Consider the following 18,182-nt stretch of genomic DNA (forward strand, 5'->3'; position numbering starts at 1 on the left):
GTATTTGTCATGGCCACTGCCGACAGCAACACCGCAACTGAACAACCCAAGGACAACAACCCACGCAAACGCAAAGTGATGCTGATCGGCCTCGCGCTGATCGTCATCCTTGGCGTCGTGGGCGTGTGGGGCTGGTATGAGCTCTACGGTCGCTTCAACGAAAGCACCGACGACGCCTATGTGAACGGCAACGTGGTGGAAATCACCCCGCTGGTCACCGGTACCGTGGTGAGCATCGGCGCCGACGATGGCGATTTGGTCCATGAAGGCCAAGTGCTGATCAGCTTCGACCCGAACGACGCGGCCGTCGGCCTGCAAAGTGCCCAGGCCAACCTGGCCCGCACGGTGCGTCAGGTGCGTGGTTTATACAGCAACGTCGACGGCATGAAGGCCCAAGTCAATGCGCAGAAAGCCGACGTGCAAACGGCCCAGGACAATTACAACCGTCGTAAAACCCTGGCCCAGGGCGGGGCGATTTCCCGGGAAGAACTGTCCCACGCCCGTGACAGCCTGACGGCGGCGAAAAACGCCCTGACCAACCTTGAGCAGCAACTCAAGACCAGCAATGCGCTGGTGGATGACACCGTGATCTCGTCCCACCCGGACGTGCAGGCCGCCGCCGCGCAACTGCGCCAGGCGTACCTGACCAATGCACGCAGCACTCTGATTGCCCCGGTCACCGGCTACGTGGCCAAGCGCACCGTACAACTGGGCCAGCGCGTACAGCCCGGCACGGCGTTGATGGCGGTGATTCCACTCAACCAGCTGTGGATCGATGCCAACTTCAAGGAAACCCAGCTGCGCGATATGCGTATTGGCCAGCCGGTGGACATCGAGTCGGACATTTACGGCAGTGACGTGAAGTACAGCGGTACTGTGGACAGCCTTGGCGCCGGTACCGGCAGCGCATTTGCCCTGCTGCCGGCGCAGAACGCCACCGGTAACTGGATCAAGATCGTGCAACGGGTGCCGGTGCGCATCCACATCAACGCCGACGAGTTGGCCAAACACCCGCTTCGGGTGGGCTTGAGCACCGTGGTCAATGTGGACCTGCACGACCAGAGTGGCCCGGTACTGGCGCAACAGGCGCCGCAAAAGGCGTCGTTCACCACCAATGTGTATGACGGCCAATTGGCCGAGGCGGATGCCATGATCAAGCAGTTGATTCATGACAACAGCACCGCCGCGCCCAAGGCTGCGCAACGCTGATGAGCAATAACGCCTCCTTCACGCCACCCAGCCTGTTGATGGCCACTATTGGCCTGTCGCTGGCGACCTTTATGCAGGTGCTCGACACCACCATTGCCAACGTCGCGTTGCCGACTATTTCCGGCAGCCTCGGCGTGAGTTCGGAGCAGGGCACCTGGGTCATCACCTCGTTCGCCGTGAGCAACGCCATTGCCCTGCCACTTACCGGTTGGCTGAGCCGCCGTTTTGGCGAGGTGAAGCTGTTTCTGTGGGCGACCATTCTGTTTGTGCTGGCCTCGTTCCTGTGCGGTATTTCCACCTCGATGCCCGAGCTGATCGGTTTTCGGGTGCTGCAAGGTTTGGTCGCGGGGCCGCTGTACCCCATGACCCAGACCTTGCTGATCGCCGTGTACCCGCCGGCCAGGCGCGGCATGGCCCTGGCGTTATTGGCGATGGTCACAGTGGTGGCGCCGATCGCCGGTCCCATCCTCGGCGGCTGGATCACCGACAGCTACAGCTGGCCGTGGATCTTCTTTATCAACGTGCCCATCGGCATCTTTGCGGTGCTGGTGGTGCGTTCGCAGTTGAAGAAGCGCCCGGTCGAGACCAGTTACCAGCCGATGGACTACGTTGGGTTACTGAGCCTGATTGTCGGTGTCGGCGCCTTGCAGATCATTCTCGACAAGGGCAATGACCTGGACTGGTTCGAATCCAACTTCATCATCATTGGCGCGGCGATTTCGGTGATTGCGCTGGCGGTGTTCGTCATCTGGGAAATGACCGACAAACACCCGGTGGTGAATCTGCGACTGTTTGCCTACCGTAACTTCCGTATCGGCACCATTGTGCTGATTCTGGGCTACTCGGGCTTCTTCGGTATCAACCTGATCCTGCCGCAATGGCTGCAGACCCAGATGGGTTACACCGCTACCTGGGCTGGCCTGGCGGTGGCGCCGATTGGCATTCTGCCGGTGCTGATGTCGCCGTTTGTCGGCAAATACGCGCACAAGTTCGACCTGCGCCTGCTGGCAGGCCTGGCGTTCCTGGCGATTGGCTTGAGCTGCTTTATGCGTGCTGGCTTCACCAATGAAGTGGACTTCACGCACATCGCCCTGGTGCAGCTGTTCATGGGCATCGGCGTGGCGCTGTTCTTCATGCCGACCTTGAGCATCCTGATGTCCGACCTGCCGCCCAGCCAGATCGCCGACGGTGCGGGCCTGGCGACGTTCCTGCGTACCCTGGGCGGCAGCTTTGCGGCCTCGCTGACCACCTGGATCTGGATTCGCCGGGCGGACCAGCACCATGCGTACATGAGCGAAAACATGACCACCTACGACCCGGCGACCCGCGACGCGTTGCAGGCGCTGGGTGGGGCAGGGCACAAGGCGTATGCGCAACTGGATCAAATCCTCACCAGCCAGGCGTACATGATGTCCACCGTGGATTACTTCACGTTGTTGGGGTGGATGTTCATGGGGTTGATGTTGTTGGTGTGGTTGGCGAAGCCGCCGTTTGGTGCGAAGGCTGGGCCGGAGGCCTCCGGCCACTGAGGGATGTACTCGATCCATGTGGGAGCTGGCTTGCCTGCGATAGCATCACCTCGGTGCTCTTGTTACACCGAGGTGCCTGCATCGCGGGCAAGCCCGGCTCCCACAGGCAACGCCAACTGCGGGTTCACAAAATCAAACGCCGCCAACTGAAACCCTTGCTCATCCACTTGCAACGCCCAGCCTTGCTTATCCCAATCCCCCAGCACAATACGCTTGGCCGCCTGCTCACCAATCTGCAACTTGTGAACGGCGGGACGGTGCGTATGGCCGTGGACCAGGGTGCGCACGCCAAATTGTTGCATCACCCGTGGTACTTCTTCGGGAGTCACATCAACAATGTCGTTGGCCTTCATGCGCGTCTGCGCACGGCTTTCACTGCGCAGCTTGCGCGCCAACTTGTGCCGGGTGCGCAATGGCAGGTGGCGCAGGATAAACAGCAAAATCGGGTTGCGCAGGATGCGCCGCAGCTTCATATAGCCAACGTCGCGGGTGCAGAGGCTATCGCCATGCATCAACAGCACAGGCTCGCCACGGAGCTGCACGACACTCGGGTCCTTGAGCAGGGTGGCGCCGGCTGCTGTGCAGAACGCCTTGCCAATCAGGAAATCGCGGTTGCCATGCATGATAAAAATCGGGGTGCCGCTGTCGCTCAGTTCGCGTAGAGCCGCGCAAATCGAACGCTGGAACGGTGTCATACCGTCGTCGCCAATCCAGGCTTCAAAGAAGTCCCCCAGAATGTACAACGCCTGGGCGCCACGGGCGCGGCCATGGAGCAGATCCAGAAACGCCCGGGTGATGTCCGGGCGCGTATCGATCAGATGCAAATCTGAAATCAGCAATATCACCCAACGATCTCGGCTTTCTCGACGATAACGTCTTCTACCGGAACGTCCTGGTGGCCGGCTTTACCGGTGGTTTGCACGCCTTTGATCTTGTCAACGACGTCCTGGCCTTCGGTCACTTTACCGAATACCGCGTAACCCCAGCCCTGCACGTTCTTGCCGCTGTGGTTGAGGAAGGCGTTGTCGGCCACGTTGATGAAGAACTGCGCGGAGGCCGAATGCGGCTCCATGGTACGGGCCATGGCGACGGTGTACTTGTCGTTGGAAAGGCCGTTGTCCGCTTCGTTCTGGATGCTTGGGCGCTTGTCTTTCTTTTCTTTCATGCCAGGTTCGAAACCGCCGCCCTGGACCATGAAGTTGCCGATGACGCGGTGGAAAACAGTGTTTTCGTAGTGGCCGGCGTTAACGTATTCGATGAAGTTGGCGACGGTGATCGGCGCTTTTTCGGCGTTCAGCTCGATGACGATGTCACCGTGGTTGGTGGTCAGTTTGACTTGAGTCATGTTCACTACTCTTTTCAGGGAATTCGTGGGTTTGGGTGCCTGGGCACCACGACCGGTATGGCGAAGTTGCGGCCAAGACGCGCAGTTTAGCGTGCCTTGCAGGAATTTCGAGGTGGTTTTTTACCGCCTATGCAATAAATGCAGCCGTTTTCAGTGCTTCTCTGTCAGGTGCTTGACAGCATCGGCTATGATATCGCCTTTGTTTTGTCGGCCTAGCCCGGCCACGTACTTGTCTGTTCAAGGATCCTATGAGCAAGCCCACTGTCGACCCTACCTCGAATGCCAAGGCCGGACCTGCCGTCCCGGTCAATTTCCTGCGCCCGATCATCCAGGCGGACCTGGATTCGGGCAAGCACACGCAGATTGTCACCCGCTTCCCGCCAGAGCCCAACGGCTACCTGCACATCGGTCACGCCAAGTCGATCTGTGTGAACTTCGGCCTGGCCCAGGAATTCGGCGGCGTCACGCACCTGCGTTTCGACGATACCAACCCGGCCAAGGAAGACCAGGAATACATCGACGCCATCGAAAGTGACATCAAGTGGCTGGGCTTCGAGTGGTCCGGTGAAGTGCGCTATGCGTCCAAGTATTTCGACCAGTTGTTTGACTGGGCGGTCGAGCTGATCAAGGCCGGCAAGGCCTATGTCGACGACCTGACCCCGGAGCAAGCCAAGGAATACCGTGGCACCCTGACCGAACCGGGCAAGAACAGCCCGTTCCGCGACCGTTCGGTGGAAGAGAACCTGGACCTGTTCGCCCGCATGCGCGCGGGTGAGTTCCCGGACGGCGCCCGCGTACTGCGTGCCAAGATCGACATGGCCTCGCCGAACATGAACCTGCGCGACCCGATCATGTACCGCATCCGCCACGCCCATCACCATCAGACCGGTGACAAGTGGTGCATCTACCCCAACTACGACTTTACCCACGGTCAGTCCGACGCCATTGAAGGCATCACCCACTCCATCTGCACCCTGGAGTTCGAAAGCCATCGCCCGTTGTATGAGTGGTTCCTCGACAGCCTGCCGGTACCGGCGCACCCGCGTCAGTACGAATTCAGCCGCTTGAACCTGAACTACACCATCACCAGCAAGCGTAAGCTCAAGCAACTGGTCGATGAAAAGCACGTGCATGGCTGGGATGACCCGCGCATGTCGACGCTGTCGGGCTTCCGCCGTCGTGGCTACACGCCTGCGTCGATCCGCAACTTTTGCGACATGGTCGGCACCAACCGTTCCGACGGCGTGGTTGACTTCGGCATGCTCGAATTCAGCATCCGCCAGGACCTCGACGCGAACGCCCCGCGCGCCATGTGCGTGCTGCGTCCGTTGAAAATTGTGATCACCAACTACCCGGAAGACAAAGTCGAGCACCTCGAACTGCCGCGTCATCCGCAAAAAGAAGAACTCGGCGTGCGCAAGCTGCCGTTCGCCCGTGAAATCTACATCGACCGCGATGACTTCATGGAAGAACCGCCAAAAGGCTACAAACGCCTGGAGCCAAACGGCGAAGTGCGCCTGCGTGGCAGCTACGTGATCCGTGCCGATGAAGCGATCAAGGACGCCGATGGCAACATCGTCGAACTGCGTTGCTCGTACGACCCGGAAACCCTCGGCAAGAACCCTGAAGGCCGCAAGGTCAAGGGCGTGGTCCACTGGGTGCCGGCGGCTGCCAGCATCGAGTGCGAAGTGCGCCTGTACGATCGTCTGTTCCGCTCGCCGAACCCTGAAAAGGCCGAAGACAGCGCGAGTTTCCTCGACAACATCAACCCTGACTCCCTGCAAGTACTCACGGGCTGTCGTGCCGAGCCCTCGTTGGCCGACGCACAGCCGGAAGACCGTTTCCAGTTCGAGCGCGAAGGTTACTTCTGCGCGGATATCAAGGACTCGAAACCCGGTCAGCCGGTATTCAACCGTACCGTGACCTTGCGTGATTCGTGGGGCCAGTGACGCCTTTGGCGGCTTTGCGTAGAAAGAAGGATTTGTCGTGCTAACGATCTACAACACACTCAGCAAGACCAAAGAAGTCTTCAAACCGCTGGAAGGCAACAAGGTGCGCATGTACGTGTGCGGCATGACCGTGTACGACTACTGCCACATCGGCCACGGCCGCAGCATGGTTGCCTTCGACCTGGTGACCCGCTGGTTGCGCTTCAGCGGCTATGACTTGACGTACGTGCGCAACATCACCGACATCGACGATAAGATCATCAACCGCGCCAATGAAAACGGCGAGTCGTTCGACGCGCTGACCGAGCGCATGATCGCCGCCATGCACGAGGATGAGGCGCGCCTGAACATCCTCAAACCGGACATGGAGCCGCGCGCCACGGACCACATCCCTGGCATGCATGCGATGATCCAGACCCTGATCGACAAGGGTTACGCCTACGCCCCAGGCAATGGCGACGTGTACTACCGCGTCGCCAAGTTCATGGGCTACGGCAAGCTGTCGTGCAAGAAAATCGAAGACCTGCGCATCGGCGCACGCATCGAAGTCGATGAAGCCAAGCAAGATCCGCTCGACTTCGTGCTGTGGAAAGCTACCAAGCCGGGCGAGCCAAGCTGGGAATCGCCATGGGGTGCGGGCCGTCCGGGCTGGCACATCGAATGCTCGGTGATGTCCACCTGCTGCCTGGGTGAGACCTTCGACATTCATGGCGGCGGCAGCGACCTTGAGTTCCCGCACCACGAAAACGAAATCGCCCAAAGCGAAGCGGCTACTGGCAAAACCTACGCCAACGCCTGGATGCACTGCGGCATGATCCGCATCAATGGCGAGAAGATGTCCAAGTCCTTGAACAACTTCTTCACCATTCGCGACGTGCTGGAAAAATACCCTCCGGAAGTCGTGCGTTACCTGCTGGTGTCGAGCCATTACCGCAGCGCCATCAACTACTCGGAAGACAACCTCAAGGACGCCAAAGGCGCCCTGGAGCGCTTCTACCATGCGTTGAAAGGCTTGCCATCCGTGGCGCCTGCCGGCGGCGAAGCGTTCGTGGCACGGTTTACCGAGGTCATGAACGACGACTTCGGCACACCGGAAGCCTGCGCGGTACTGTTCGAGATGGTGCGCGAGATCAACCGCCTGCGCGAGAGTGATCTTGATGCGGCGGCGGGCCTTGCCGCTCGTTTGAAAGAACTGGCGAGCGTGCTGGGTGTGTTGCAGATGGAAGCCGATGACTTCCTGCAAGCTGGCGCCGAAGGGCGTGTGGATGCGGCTGAAGTTGATGCGCTGATTCAGGCGCGTCTGGCTGCGCGTACCAACAAAGACTGGGCGCAATCCGACCGGATTCGTGACCAACTGACCGCGATGGGTGTGGTGTTGGAAGACGGGAAGGGTGGGACGACGTGGCGGTTGGCTGACTGACAGTTGGTTGCTGTACGCTGAATAAAAAACGCCCCGACTGGTTCGGGGCTTTTTTAAAGCGAAATAGCAGTGCGCCATTCACGTTTCCACCACCTGTTCAAGTCCCGTTTGACTGGGAGGGTTTGACGCTCATTCCATCCTAGCTTTAGATGATTGCCACGACCAAACCCAAGACGAAACTGGTGGTAATTCAAATGGATTGTATTTTCTGCAATATGGTCCGCAAAACCTCCCCAGCCCACATTCTCTGGGAGGACGACCGGCATATTGCTTTCCTGTCGATCTTCCCCAACACCCCGGGGTTCAGCGTGGTAATCCCTAAGCAGCACTACGGCAGCTATGCGTTTGCGCAGTCGGATGAGGTGCTGGCCGCGCTTGCGGTGGCGGCGAAGAAGACCGCGCTACAGATTGATCGGGCGTTTCCCGATGTGGCGCGCACCGGCATGATACTCGAAGGGTATGGAGTGGATCACCTGCATGCGAAGTTGTTTCCCGTGCATGGGACCGGCGGCGACAGTACCTTCAAGCCGCTGAGTTCGAAGGTGGACAAGTTCTTTGAGGCTTATGAAGGTTATATCTCGTCCCATGATCATGTGCGGGCCGATGATGCCGGTTTGGCGGAATTGGCGGCGCACATCAGATCTTTTGCCTGGCGCCCAGCCAAATGTGGGAGGGGGCTTGCCCCCGATGGCGGTGGGTCAGCTACAGGTGAGCTTGCTGATCCACCGCCATCGGGGGCAAGCCCCCTCCCACAGTGTTGGCCGTGTTCTCTATAGGGATCAGCGTCGACTGCTGACTTCGGCCGGTACATCATCCCTCGCCATGCGCTTTCGAAACAACGCGGTGCGGGCCAGCAACAACGTGGTCACCGGCATCGTGATGGCCAACAAAATCGGTATCAACCACCCGTGCAACACCGGCCCGGACTTGAGCACCGAAAAGTAGATGATCGACGCCAGCGCCACGCACCATGCGCCCAAGGTCGAGGCCAGTGCCGGCGGGTGCATGCGCTGAAAAAAGTCCTTCATCCGCAGCAAGCCAATCGCGCCAATCAACGCAAACACACTGCTCACTACCAGCAGCACCGCCACGATCACTTCCACCCATAACGGCATCATTCAATCACCTCTCCACGCAGCAGGAATTTCGCCAAGGCAAATGAGCCCACGAAGCCAAACAGCGCAATCAGCAGCGCCGCTTCAAAGTAAGTGTCACTCGCATAACGAATGCCCAGCACCAGCATCATCAGCATCGCCAGGATGTACAAATAGTCCAGCGCCAGGACCCGGTCCTGGGCCGACGGGCCTTTGAACAGGCGTAACAGCGTCAGCACCATTGCCAGGGAAAACAGGAACAGGCTGAACAGGATCGCATTGGAGAGCAGGTCGCTCATTCGAAGATCTCCATCAGGGGCCGTTCGTAGGCGTGTTTGAAGTGCTGGATAAAGTGCGCTTCGTCATTCAGGTCGAACACGTGGATCAGCAAAATACTGCGGTCCAGCGCCAGTTCCGACCAGACGGTACCGGGCGTGACGCTGGTGATCATCGACAAGACGGCCAGGCCATTGGCGTCGCGCAGGTCCAGGGGTATCTTGATAAAGCGCGAGCGCGGCGGGCGCGAGCCGCACACCAGCACGCCCCAGGCCACTTGCAGGTTGGAGGCGATGACGTCACGGCCCACCACGAAGAACAGGCGAATGATCACGCCGGGGCGGCGGATGCGGATCGGCAGCGGGCGCAGCGGCGCCATCAGCAGCGGTGCGAGAAAGCCCAGCAGCGCGCCCAGCAACAGGTTGCCGGGGCTCACCGACAGGTTCAGCACCAGCCACAACACCCACAACGCCAGGGACAACCACGGGGCGGGGAACAGGCGCTTCATGGTTGCACCTCCACGGCTGCGGCCTTGGCTTCAGGGCTTGGAGTCGGGCGCGTCGCCATCACCGCCATCACATAGTGTTCCGGGTTGTTCAGGCTTTCGGCGGTCGCCTGGGTGTAGCGCATCAGCGGTTCGGCCTTGAAGGTGAGCAGGATGCTCAAGCCGAGCAGGAAGAAGATCGGCAGGCACTCGTAGCGACGCAGCAGCGGCGAAGGGCGCTCTTCCGGGGTCCAGAAACGCTGGATGCCGAGGCGGGCGAAGGCGATCAGCGAGGCCAGGCCCGAGAGGATCAACAGCGCCACCAAGCCCCAGGCAGCTGGACGAATCGGCGCATCCACCGCGTTGCCCAAGCCCAGCGGATTGACCAGCGCACTCAACAAACTGAGTTTGCCAATAAACCCGGACAGCGGCGGCATACCGATAATCAACAGCGCACAGGCGACAAAGCTCAAGCCGAGGAACGCCATGGTCCACGGAATCACCTGGCCAACCACAGCCTTCTGTTCGTCATCAAGGTTGACGCCGGGCCGTGGATGCAGGGATTCCATGGCCTTGGGCAACGCATCGATTTCCTCATCCAGCGGCAGATCGTTGGCCGAACGTGACCGCTCGATCAATTCAGCCAGCAAGAACAACGCGCTCAACGCCAGTGTGGAGCTGACCAGGTAGAACAGCGCCCCAGCAGTCAGGCTCGGCTGGGCGAAGCCCACCGCCGACAGCAGAATCCCGGCTGACACTAGAATGCTCAGGCTGGCCATGCGTTCCAGGCGCTGCGCCGCCAACATGGCCAACGCCGCGCAGATAATCGTTGCCATGCCGCCATACACCAGCCAGTCACCGCCAAACAGCGCCGACGCACCGGCCTGGCCGGAGAACAGCAGGGTCCACAGGCGCAGCACGGTGTACACGCCGACCTTGGTCATGATCGCAAACATCGCCGCCACCGGCGCACTGGCCGAGGAATAGGCTGGGGCCAGCCAGAAGTTCAGCGGCCACATGCCGGCCTTGGCCAGGAACGCGGTGGCGAGGATCGCCGCACCGGCATGCAGCAGGCCGCGATCGGCTTCCGGCACCAGCGGGATTTTCAACGCCAGGTCAGCAAAATTCAGGGTGCCGGTCACGCCATAGATCATCGCCGCGCCAATCAGGAACAGTGACGACGCCAGCAGGTTGATCGCGACGTAATGCAGCCCCGACGACACCCGCGCACGGCCGGAGCCGTGCAGCATCAAGCCATAGGACGCCGCCAGCAGCACCTCGAAAAACACGAACAGATTGAACAGGTCTGCGGTGAGAAACGCGCCATACAAGCCCATCATCTGGATCTGGAACAGCGCATGGAAACTGGTGCCTGCACGATCCCAGCGGGCCATGGCGAACAGCAGCGCGCTCACGCCGATGATCCCGGTGAGCACCAGCATCAGCGCTGACAACGGGTCCACCACCAGCACGATGCCAAACGGCGCTTGCCAGTTGCCCGGCAGGTACACCCCGATCGAGCCGGGGCCGCCTTTTTGCGTCCAATACAGCAGCACAATGGCCACGCCCAGGCCAAGCATGCTCGAGACCAAGTTGATCTGCGCCTTCAGCGGGCGACGTTTTTCGCCCAGCATCAGCATCAGCGCGGCGGTGAGCAATGGCAGCAGGATCGGTGCAACGATCAGTTGGTTGACCCAATTCATTCCTTGGGCTCCCGGCCATCAACATGGTCAGTACCGGTCAGGCCGCGCGAGGCCAGCAACACCACCAGAAACAGCGCGGTCATGGCGAAGCTGATCACGATCGCCGTGAGCACCAGCGCCTGTGGCAGCGGGTCAGTGTAGTGGAGCAGGTCCTGCTGCACGCCGTCCTTGATGATCGGCTCCTTGCCGATAAACAGGCTGCCCATGCTGAAGATGAACAGGTTGACCCCATACGACAGCAGGCACAGGCCCATCACCACCTGGAACGTCCGTGGCCGCAGGATCAGCCAGACGCCGGAGGCGGCCAGGACTCCAATGGCAATTGCGATGACTTCTTCCATCAGGCGGCTCCTTCTGTTGCAGCAACGACTTTGGCCTGGTTGCTCGGTTTATGCGCTCGCACCGACTGGTGACCGAGGGCAGTGAGCATCAGCAGCGTCGAACCGACGACCATGGCGTACACGCCGACGTCGAAGAACAGCGCGCTGGCGATGTGGATATCGCCCAGCAGCGGTAAGTTGAAATGCCAGGTATGGGTGGTCAGGAACGGGTACCCGGCAAAGAGTGCGCCGAGCCCGGTGAGGGTCGCCGAGAACAGCCCGAAGCCCATCCAGCGCATCGGCCGCAGGCTCATCTGTGCCTCGACCCACCGGGTGCCGGCCACCATGTATTGCAGGATAAACGCCACCGACATCACCAGGCCTGCCACAAACCCGCCGCCCGGTTGATTGTGGCCGCGCATAAACAGGTAGAACGACACCACCAGCGCAATCGGCAGCAGCAGGCGCACCAGCACCGCGGGCACCATCATAAAGCCCAGGGCGGTATCGCTGGCCTGGCGCGGGTTGACCAGGTCGGTGGCCACGTCCGGCGCCAGTTGGCGCTGTTGTGCGGGCAGTTGCATGCTTTCTTTCGACGGGCGGAAGCGGCGCAACAGGGCGTAAACCGTCAGCGCCACGGCGCCGAGTACGGTGATTTCGCCGAGGGTGTCGAAGCCGCGGAAATCCACCAGCATCACGTTCACCACATTGCTGCCGCCGCCTTCGGGCAGTGCGCGGCTGAGGTAGAACGAGGAGATATCGTTGGGCGTCTGGCGGGTCAGCATCGCGTAGGACAGCAGCGCCATGCCGCCACCCACCACGGTCGACAACAGGAAGTCGCGCAGACGACGGATGCGTGCCTTGCGCAGCGAGCTGGGCAGTGGCGACACTTCTTCGATCCGCCGCGGCAACCAGCGCAGCCCCAGCAGGATCAGCACCGTGGTGACCACTTCGACCACCAGTTGGGTCAACGCCAGGTCCGGCGCCGAGAACCACACAAAGGTGACGCAGGTCATCAGGCCGCACACGCTGACCATGGTCAGGGCCGCCAGCCTGTGATACTTGGCTTGCCAGGCGGCACCGAGGGCGCAGGCGATCGCCAGCAGCCAGAGGGTGACAAACACGATGGAGCCCGGGATTCTCGGCCGGTCGCCCCAACTGAGGCCACTGTTGATCATTGGGATCATGCCGCCGATGACCGCCACCAGCACCAGAAGAAACAGCTGGGTTTGCAGGCGCTTGGTGCTGATGCGTTTTTCGATCTTGCGCACGCCGCGCATCATCACCACCAGGCAGCGCTCGAACATGCGCTTGCCGTTGAAGTAGCTGATCACCGGCGGGTACTTGAAGCGGCCACGCTTGAGTTGCTTGCGCAGCAGCAGGTACAGCACCACGCCGCCGGACATGGCGACCAGGCTCATGATCATCGGCGCATTCCAGCCGTGCCAGATCGCCAGGCTGTATTCGGGCAACTCACCGCCGACAACCGGCAGCGCGGCGGCTGCGAGGATCGAACCGACCACCTGGGCCGGGAAAATCCCCACCAACAGGCAAGTGAAGACCAGCAACTCAACTGGCGCGCGCATCCAGCGCGGCGGTTCGTGAGGCGTGTGGGGCAGGTCAGTTGCGGGCGGGCCGAAGAACACATCGACCGTGAAGCGCAGCGCATAGGCCACGCTGAAGGTGCCGGCGATGGTCGCGATCATCGGCAGGGCGATTTCCACCCAGGCGGTCGATGACACGAATACGGTTTCGGCGAAGAACATTTCTTTGGACAGGAAACCATTGAGCAACGGCACACCGGCCATGGATGCACTGGCTACCATTGCCAGGGTCGCGGTAAACGGGATCAGCCGCACCAGGCCGCTGAGCCTGCGGATATCCCGCGTGCCGCTTTCGTGGTCGATGATGCCCGCCGCCATGAACAGCGAGGCCTTGAAGGTCGCGTGATTGAGAATATGGAACACCGCGGCAACGGCGGCCAGCGGGCTGTTAAGGCCCAGCAATAAGGTGATCAGCCCGAGGTGGCTGATGGTGGAGTAGGCCAGCAGGCCCTTGAGGTCATTCTGGAACATGGCGCAGTAAGCGCCGATGAGGAGGGTGAGGGCGCCGGCACCGCCGACGATATAGAACCATTCTTCGCTGCCGGACAGCGACGGCCACAAGCGGGCCAGCAGGAACACGCCGGCTTTCACCATTGTCGCCGAATGCAGATACGCCGACACCGGCGTTGGGGCTGCCATCGCGTGGGGTAGCCAGAAGTGGAACGGGAACTGCGCGCTTTTGCTCAGGGCACCGATCAACACCAAGACCAGCATGGCCGGGTACAGCGAATGCGCGCGAATCTGATCGCCCGCCGCCAATACCAGGTCCAGGTCATAGCTGCCGACAATATGCCCCAGCAATATCACGCCCGCCAGCAGGCACAAGCCGCCGGCACCGGTGACCATCAGCGCCATATACGCGCCGCGCCTGGCATCGGCGCGGTGGTGCCAATAGCCGATCAGCAGGAACGAGAACAGGCTGGTCAGTTCCCAGAAAAACACGATTTGGATCAGGTTGCCGGAAATCACCAGCCCGAGCATGGCGCCCATGAATGCCAGGAAAAACGCGAAAAAGCGCGGCACCGGATCGTCCGGCGACATGTAGTAACGTGCATACAGCGAAACCAGCGAACCGATGCCGAGCACCAGCATTGAGAACAGCCAGGCAAACCCATCCATGCGCAGCACGAAGTTCAGCCCAAGGCTGGGTAACCACATGAATTCTTCGCGGATCACGCCACCGTGGGCGATCTGGGGGTAGAGCAGGGCGACTTGAAGGGTGCCAACCAGCGCCACAAGGCCTGCCAGCAGGGATTCGGTGTTACGTGCATTGTGCGGCAGCAAGGCCGCCAGACAGCTGCCAATAAAAGGCAGAAGCAGTAGAACTATCAGGGACATAGGCTTCTAATCTGCGGGAGTTTGGGATGCATCATACGTGCCGCTTTCGCGATCACCAAACGGCAAGATGTGTAAGGATCCTACAGAAGCAGTCGAAGGCAGCTACAAGTGGCAGTCTACAAGAGGATAGCCGGGCCCGAGCGTGTTTCCGCTTGCAGCGCATAGCATCAACCCTGACTTTCCGGCTCAACATCGGCCTTAGCCTCAACAGCTTTCGAGTTGCTCCTCTTCATCTCACTCACAATCACCGCCACCACAATCAACACCGCTCCCAGCATCGCAATCGGCGGGAAGCGTTCGCCGGCAATCCGCCCCACCACGCCCGCCCACACCGGCTCACCGGCATAAATCAACGTCGCCCGCGTCGGCGAAACACTCTGCTGCGCCCAGTTCATCGCCACCTGGATCACCGCGCTGGTCAAGCCCAGGCCCACTGCGCTGAACAGCAGCAGCCACGAAAACCCCGGCAGCGCTTCGCCCATCGGCACCACCATCAGGAACGACAACAGCGAAGCGGTGGCCAGTTGCACAACCGTCACCCGGCGCACATCCACTTGCCCCGCGAATGCACTGATCAGGATGATTTCCGCCGCAATGGCGATGGCGCCGATCAGCGTAGCGATTTCACCGGGACTGAAATTCAACGACGCCCCCGCCGGCCCCGTCAGCAGCATCAAGCCGGCAAACGCCAGCATGATGCCAATGCTCGGCATCAACCCCGGACGACGGCCCAGCACCAGCCATTGCAGCAGTGGCACGAATGGCACATAGAGCGCGGTGATAAACGCCGACTGGCTGCTCAGGATGGTCTGCAAACCGATGGTCTGCAGGCCGTAGCCAAACATGATCGCTACACCGATAAACACACCGGCCTTCAATTCGAACAAGGTCAAGTCACGCAGGGTGCGCAAGGAAAAGCAGCCAACCACAATGGCCGCAGCAGCAAAACGCAGGCCGACGAAAAACATTGGCCCGCTGACGGTCATCGCGTGCTGCACCAGCAAAAAGGTGCCGCCCCATATCATGGTGATCACCACTAGGATGCATTCGGCTTTGCTGAAACGGTTGAAACGCGAAGGGGAGTTCGGGGTGGTCATGGCGGCTCGGTCTTGCAAGGGAAAGGCACGGACCGCACAATGCGCCGCACGCTGGGCAGTATACTGCGCACACCCACCCATTGAGCAATATAGTGCACAAAGAAAATCCGCAACGGGCCTCGGTCCTGCAGCACGTCAGCCAGAATGTTCGTCGCCTGCGCCATGCCGCCGACCTCAGCCAGACCGCGCTCTCGGAAAAGTCCGGGGTCAGCCGGCGCATGCTGGTGGCGATTGAGGCGGGCGAGAAGAATGTCAGCCTGTCCACCCTCGACCGCGTGGCCGAAGCGTTGGAGGTGGCGTTCAGCGACCTGATCCAGGCGCCGGATGTGCGTGACCACAGCCGCATCAATGAGCTGGCTTGGGCCGGTGAAATTCCCGGCAGCAAGGCCGTGTTGCTGGCCAAGGCAACCGCCCGACGCGAAGTGGAATTGTGGGAGATGCGCCTGGAGCCGGGCGATCGCTACGCCCCCGAGCCAGACCCGGAAGGCTGGAGCGTGCAGCTGTTTGTCTTCGAAGGCAGCCTGACGCTGATCCTGGATGACGATGAAAAACACGTTGCCGGCGGTGAGTTCTATATGTTCGCCAGCCGCCAGGCCCACGCCTATCGCAATGATGGGGACATGGCGGTGCGCTTTGTGCGCAACGTGGTCATCTAACTGTTTGCCCGGCAACAGTGGATGGACACTTTGTTGGTTTGAAGCACGAACTTTCGCGTTATGGCGCCAGCAACTGGCTGATTTAACTGAAGATTAATTTTAGGCACGACTCCTGCGATCACTCCAGCATCCCAGCGGAGCCTGGAGTCGGCCCATGTCTGCCCACCCTCAGCACCCTGCCCATATCATCCGCTCGGACGCGGAAGCCATCGAGGTTGCCAGGCGCCTGGCCGCGCCGAGGTGTCCTATGTGACCGTGGACGAGGTGATCAAACTGATTTCCGCCGCGCACCCTTCACTGGGCCAGATCCCGCAGAACCACTTGGGCGTAGTGGACATCGTGCTGCAAACCGCGACCGAGGATTACTTCGGAAAAGTCCTGCCGCCAGGGTTGATGGAGCGTGCCGACACTCACCTGCACCGGGCTGACGTCGGGCGGCGAGCAACAGATGGTCGCCATCGGCCGGGCGCTGATGACGCGTCCTACTTTGGTACTGCTCGACGAACCGTCCATGGGTTTGGCGCCTATGATCGTGCAGGAGATTTTCGAGAGCATCGCGCAACTCAACCGTGAGCAGCAGGTGAGCTTTTTGATCGCCGAACAGAACATCAACGTCGCGCTGAACTATGCGTCCCGCGGCTACGTGCTGGATACTGGGCGTGTAGCCCTGAGTGGCAGCGCCGCTGAACTGCTGGCGCGGGGCGACCTGCATGATATTTATCTGGGCAAACAGTAAGGGCGACTCCGCATGACTGAATCCATCCGCAACGCTGATGTGCTGATCATCGGCGGCGGCCTGAGCGGCACGATGCTGGCCGTGCAACTGCTGCGCTTGCCGGGCAAGCGGCAGATTCTGGTGATCGAGCCGCGCGCTGAACTCGGCCGCGGCGAAGCCTACAGCGCCGTCGAGCTGGGCCACACCCTGAACGGCAACGCGGCGCGTATGAGCGTCGACCCGGACAATGCCGACGACCTGACCCAATGGCTCACCGACTACATCGGCGCGGGCGGGTGGCCCGAGTCAGGCCAGCAGGCTGTGCCGATCAGCGAGCTGTTTCCACCGCGCGGTATTTTTGGTCTGTATGCCCAGCAACGCTTGGCCGAAGCCAAGGCGCAGTCCGCTTCCAGCGTCGAGCATGTGCGCGGTGAAGGGGTCGACCTGCAAGTGGATGAAGCCTCGACGCTGCTCACCCTCGATAACGGGCAGCAACTGCGCGGCAGCTTTGCGGTGTTGGCCACCGGCATGTTCCCGGCGGCGCGTACACCGCAGACCAAGTCCAGCGGCTTGAACGCGGCGGCGGTCGACCCTTGGGACGTGCAGGCGATGACCTTGATTGACCCGCAAGCGCCGGTGCTGATCATCGGTTCCGGGTTGACCATGGTCGACGCCGTGGTGTCCCTGGAACAGGCCGGGCACTGTGGGCCGATCGAAGTTTTCTCGCGTCACGGCCTGCTACCCCATGTGCGCCGACAACCGCCGAGCTGGGTGGATTTTCTCGGCGAAGACTACAGCCTGCGCACTCCTTGGCAATTGCTGCGTGAGGTGCGTCGCCAATGCCGGATTGCGCAAGCGCAGGGCATCGATTGGCAAGCGCCGCTGGACACGGTGCGCGCGCACATCGGTCGCCTGTGGAGCCAGGCCAGCGAGCGTGAAAAACGTCAGTTTGTGCGTCATGTAAGGCCGTGGTGGGAAAGCCATCATCACCGCTCGCCGCCGTTGAGCGCGCAGCGGGTGGCACGGTTGCAGGAAGAGGGGCGGTTGCGGATTAGGGCGGCGTCTTACAAAGGGCTGGAACCTTCGGTTGAAGGGGTGACCATCCGTTTGCGTTACCGCGGCGAGCAAGCGGTCACTCAGGTTTCAGGGGCGGCGTTGATCAACTCCAGCGGCATCGAATACGACTGGCGCCGCGTGGCCCGGCCGTTGCCGCAGCAGTTGCTCAAGCGTGGGTTGATTCAGCCAGGGCCGTTGGCGTTGGGGATCGCCGCGGATGCTTCGGGGGCGGTGGTGGATGCTCAGGGGCAGGTCAGCGCGCGGTTGTTTGCCATGGGGCCGCCGTTGCGGGGAATGTGGTGGGAAAGTACGGCGGTAACGGATGTGGCGATTCAAGCCAAGGCACTTGCCTTAAAGCTGACAAAAATCTAAATGTGGGAGCGGGCA

15 protein-coding genes and 3 pseudogenes are annotated in these 18,182 nt (G+C 61.0%); 9 read left to right on the forward strand and 9 right to left on the reverse strand.

Features of this window, described 5'->3' with window-relative positions; genetic code table 11:
- Positions 1-9 precede the first annotated feature (9 nt).
- Positions 10-1,209, forward strand: coding sequence for an HlyD family secretion protein (locus tag AACY36_RS21395; protein ID WP_339417928.1), 1,200 nt, complete (start codon positions 10-12; stop codon positions 1,207-1,209).
- Positions 1,209-2,738, forward strand: a complete 1,530-nt coding sequence (locus AACY36_RS21400) for a DHA2 family efflux MFS transporter permease subunit (protein ID WP_339417927.1) — start codon at positions 1,209-1,211, stop codon at positions 2,736-2,738. The genes AACY36_RS21395 and AACY36_RS21400 overlap by 1 nt, the downstream gene beginning before the upstream one ends.
- Positions 2,739-2,800: 62 nt before the next feature.
- On the opposite strand, the gene lpxH is transcribed toward AACY36_RS21400, so the two are convergent.
- Together lpxH and AACY36_RS21410 are read right to left on the reverse strand one after the other, a co-directional pair.
- Positions 2,801-3,583 (reverse strand): UDP-2,3-diacylglucosamine diphosphatase, encoded by a 783-nt coding sequence (lpxH, locus tag AACY36_RS21405; protein WP_339417926.1) that lies wholly within the window; start codon positions 3,581-3,583, stop codon positions 2,801-2,803.
- A complete protein-coding gene (locus AACY36_RS21410; RefSeq protein WP_016977438.1) occupies positions 3,580-4,083 on the reverse strand; it encodes a peptidylprolyl isomerase in 504 nt (167 codons plus the stop codon). Before AACY36_RS21410 ends, lpxH begins: the two co-directional genes overlap by 4 nt.
- 248 nt (positions 4,084-4,331) lie before the next feature.
- On the opposite strand from AACY36_RS21410, the gene AACY36_RS21415 reads away from it, so the two are divergent.
- From AACY36_RS21415 to AACY36_RS21425, 3 genes and pseudogenes are all read left to right on the forward strand, one after another.
- Positions 4,332-6,032: a glutamine--tRNA ligase/YqeY domain fusion protein gene (locus AACY36_RS21415; RefSeq protein ID WP_339417925.1), complete on the forward strand. Its 1,701-nt coding sequence runs from the start codon at positions 4,332-4,334 to the stop codon at positions 6,030-6,032.
- 37 nt (positions 6,033-6,069) lie between these two features.
- A complete protein-coding gene (gene cysS, locus AACY36_RS21420; protein WP_339497551.1) occupies positions 6,070-7,452 on the forward strand; it encodes a cysteine--tRNA ligase in 1,383 nt (460 codons plus the stop codon).
- A 194-nt stretch (positions 7,453-7,646) separates the two neighbouring features.
- Positions 7,647-8,102 (forward strand): annotated as a pseudogene (locus AACY36_RS21425) (HIT family protein); the annotation flags it as partial.
- Positions 8,103-8,231: 129 nt separating this feature from the next.
- Here the strand turns inward: AACY36_RS21425 and AACY36_RS21430 are convergent.
- From AACY36_RS21430 to AACY36_RS21460, 7 genes are all read right to left on the reverse strand, one after another.
- On the reverse strand, positions 8,232-8,570 hold the full coding sequence (locus AACY36_RS21430) for a Na+/H+ antiporter subunit G (protein ID WP_339417918.1): 339 nt from the start codon (positions 8,568-8,570) through the stop codon (positions 8,232-8,234).
- On the reverse strand, positions 8,567-8,845 hold the full coding sequence (locus AACY36_RS21435; protein WP_053256896.1) for a K+/H+ antiporter subunit F: 279 nt from the start codon (positions 8,843-8,845) through the stop codon (positions 8,567-8,569). The genes AACY36_RS21430 and AACY36_RS21435 overlap by 4 nt, the downstream gene beginning before the upstream one ends.
- Positions 8,842-9,330 (reverse strand): Na+/H+ antiporter subunit E, encoded by a 489-nt coding sequence (locus AACY36_RS21440; RefSeq protein ID WP_339417917.1) that lies wholly within the window; start codon positions 9,328-9,330, stop codon positions 8,842-8,844. The genes AACY36_RS21435 and AACY36_RS21440 overlap by 4 nt, the downstream gene beginning before the upstream one ends.
- Entirely contained in the window at positions 9,327-11,009 is a 1,683-nt protein-coding gene (locus tag AACY36_RS21445) for a monovalent cation/H+ antiporter subunit D (RefSeq protein ID WP_339427845.1), read from the reverse strand. Before AACY36_RS21445 ends, AACY36_RS21440 begins: the two co-directional genes overlap by 4 nt.
- A complete protein-coding gene (locus AACY36_RS21450; RefSeq protein ID WP_339497552.1) occupies positions 11,006-11,350 on the reverse strand; it encodes a Na+/H+ antiporter subunit C in 345 nt (114 codons plus the stop codon). The genes AACY36_RS21445 and AACY36_RS21450 overlap by 4 nt, the downstream gene beginning before the upstream one ends.
- Positions 11,350-14,271, reverse strand: a complete 2,922-nt coding sequence (locus AACY36_RS21455) for a monovalent cation/H+ antiporter subunit A (RefSeq protein ID WP_339417914.1) — start codon at positions 14,269-14,271, stop codon at positions 11,350-11,352. The genes AACY36_RS21450 and AACY36_RS21455 overlap by 1 nt, the downstream gene beginning before the upstream one ends.
- A 167-nt stretch (positions 14,272-14,438) precedes the next feature.
- A complete protein-coding gene (locus tag AACY36_RS21460) occupies positions 14,439-15,368 on the reverse strand; it encodes a DMT family transporter (protein ID WP_339417913.1) in 930 nt (309 codons plus the stop codon).
- A gap of 92 nt (positions 15,369-15,460) precedes the next feature.
- Here AACY36_RS21460 and AACY36_RS21465 point away from each other — a divergent pair, with 92 nt between their 5' ends.
- The 4 genes and pseudogenes from AACY36_RS21465 (at position 15,461) to AACY36_RS21480 (ending at position 18,167) form a co-directional block, all read left to right on the forward strand.
- Positions 15,461-16,024: a helix-turn-helix domain-containing protein gene (locus AACY36_RS21465; RefSeq protein WP_339417912.1), complete on the forward strand. Its 564-nt coding sequence runs from the start codon at positions 15,461-15,463 to the stop codon at positions 16,022-16,024.
- 154 nt (positions 16,025-16,178) lie between these two features.
- Positions 16,179-16,405, forward strand: a pseudogene (locus tag AACY36_RS21470) (SfnB family sulfur acquisition oxidoreductase); the annotation flags it as partial.
- A gap of 31 nt (positions 16,406-16,436) precedes the next feature.
- Positions 16,437-16,760, forward strand: a pseudogene (locus AACY36_RS21475) (ATP-binding cassette domain-containing protein); the annotation flags it as partial.
- A 12-nt stretch (positions 16,761-16,772) separates the two neighbouring features.
- Positions 16,773-18,167 carry an FAD/NAD(P)-binding protein gene (locus AACY36_RS21480; protein ID WP_339417911.1) on the forward strand — a complete coding sequence of 465 codons (1,395 nt, stop codon included), beginning with the start codon at positions 16,773-16,775 and terminating at the stop codon, positions 18,165-18,167.
- Positions 18,168-18,182 lie beyond the last annotated feature (15 nt).

The organism is Pseudomonas sp. EA_15y_Pfl1_P101, from assembly GCF_963970835.1.
Taxonomy (GTDB): Bacteria; Pseudomonadota; Gammaproteobacteria; order Pseudomonadales; family Pseudomonadaceae; genus Aquipseudomonas; species Aquipseudomonas tritici.

Coding starts and splice junctions, on each gene's coding strand:
- AACY36_RS21395 (WP_339417928.1), top strand. CDS start 10: ATGGCCACTGCCGACAGCAACACCGCAACTGAACAACCCAAGGACAAC.
- AACY36_RS21400 (WP_339417927.1), top strand. CDS start 1,209: ATGAGCAATAACGCCTCCTTCACGCCACCCAGCCTGTTGATGGCCACT.
- AACY36_RS21410 (WP_016977438.1), bottom strand. CDS start 4,083: ATGACTCAAGTCAAACTGACCACCAACCACGGTGACATCGTCATCGAG.
- AACY36_RS21415 (WP_339417925.1), top strand. CDS start 4,332: ATGAGCAAGCCCACTGTCGACCCTACCTCGAATGCCAAGGCCGGACCT.
- AACY36_RS21430 (WP_339417918.1), bottom strand. CDS start 8,570: ATGATGCCGTTATGGGTGGAAGTGATCGTGGCGGTGCTGCTGGTAGTG.
- AACY36_RS21435 (WP_053256896.1), bottom strand. CDS start 8,845: ATGAGCGACCTGCTCTCCAATGCGATCCTGTTCAGCCTGTTCCTGTTT.
- AACY36_RS21440 (WP_339417917.1), bottom strand. CDS start 9,330: ATGAAGCGCCTGTTCCCCGCCCCGTGGTTGTCCCTGGCGTTGTGGGTG.
- AACY36_RS21445 (WP_339427845.1), bottom strand. CDS start 11,009: ATGAATTGGGTCAACCAACTGATCGTTGCACCGATCCTGCTGCCATTG.
- AACY36_RS21450 (WP_339497552.1), bottom strand. CDS start 11,350: ATGGAAGAAGTCATCGCAATTGCCATTGGAGTCCTGGCCGCCTCCGGC.
- AACY36_RS21455 (WP_339417914.1), bottom strand. CDS start 14,271: ATGTCCCTGATAGTTCTACTGCTTCTGCCTTTTATTGGCAGCTGTCTG.
- AACY36_RS21460 (WP_339417913.1), bottom strand. CDS start 15,368: ATGACCACCCCGAACTCCCCTTCGCGTTTCAACCGTTTCAGCAAAGCC.
- AACY36_RS21480 (WP_339417911.1), top strand. CDS start 16,773: ATGACTGAATCCATCCGCAACGCTGATGTGCTGATCATCGGCGGCGGC.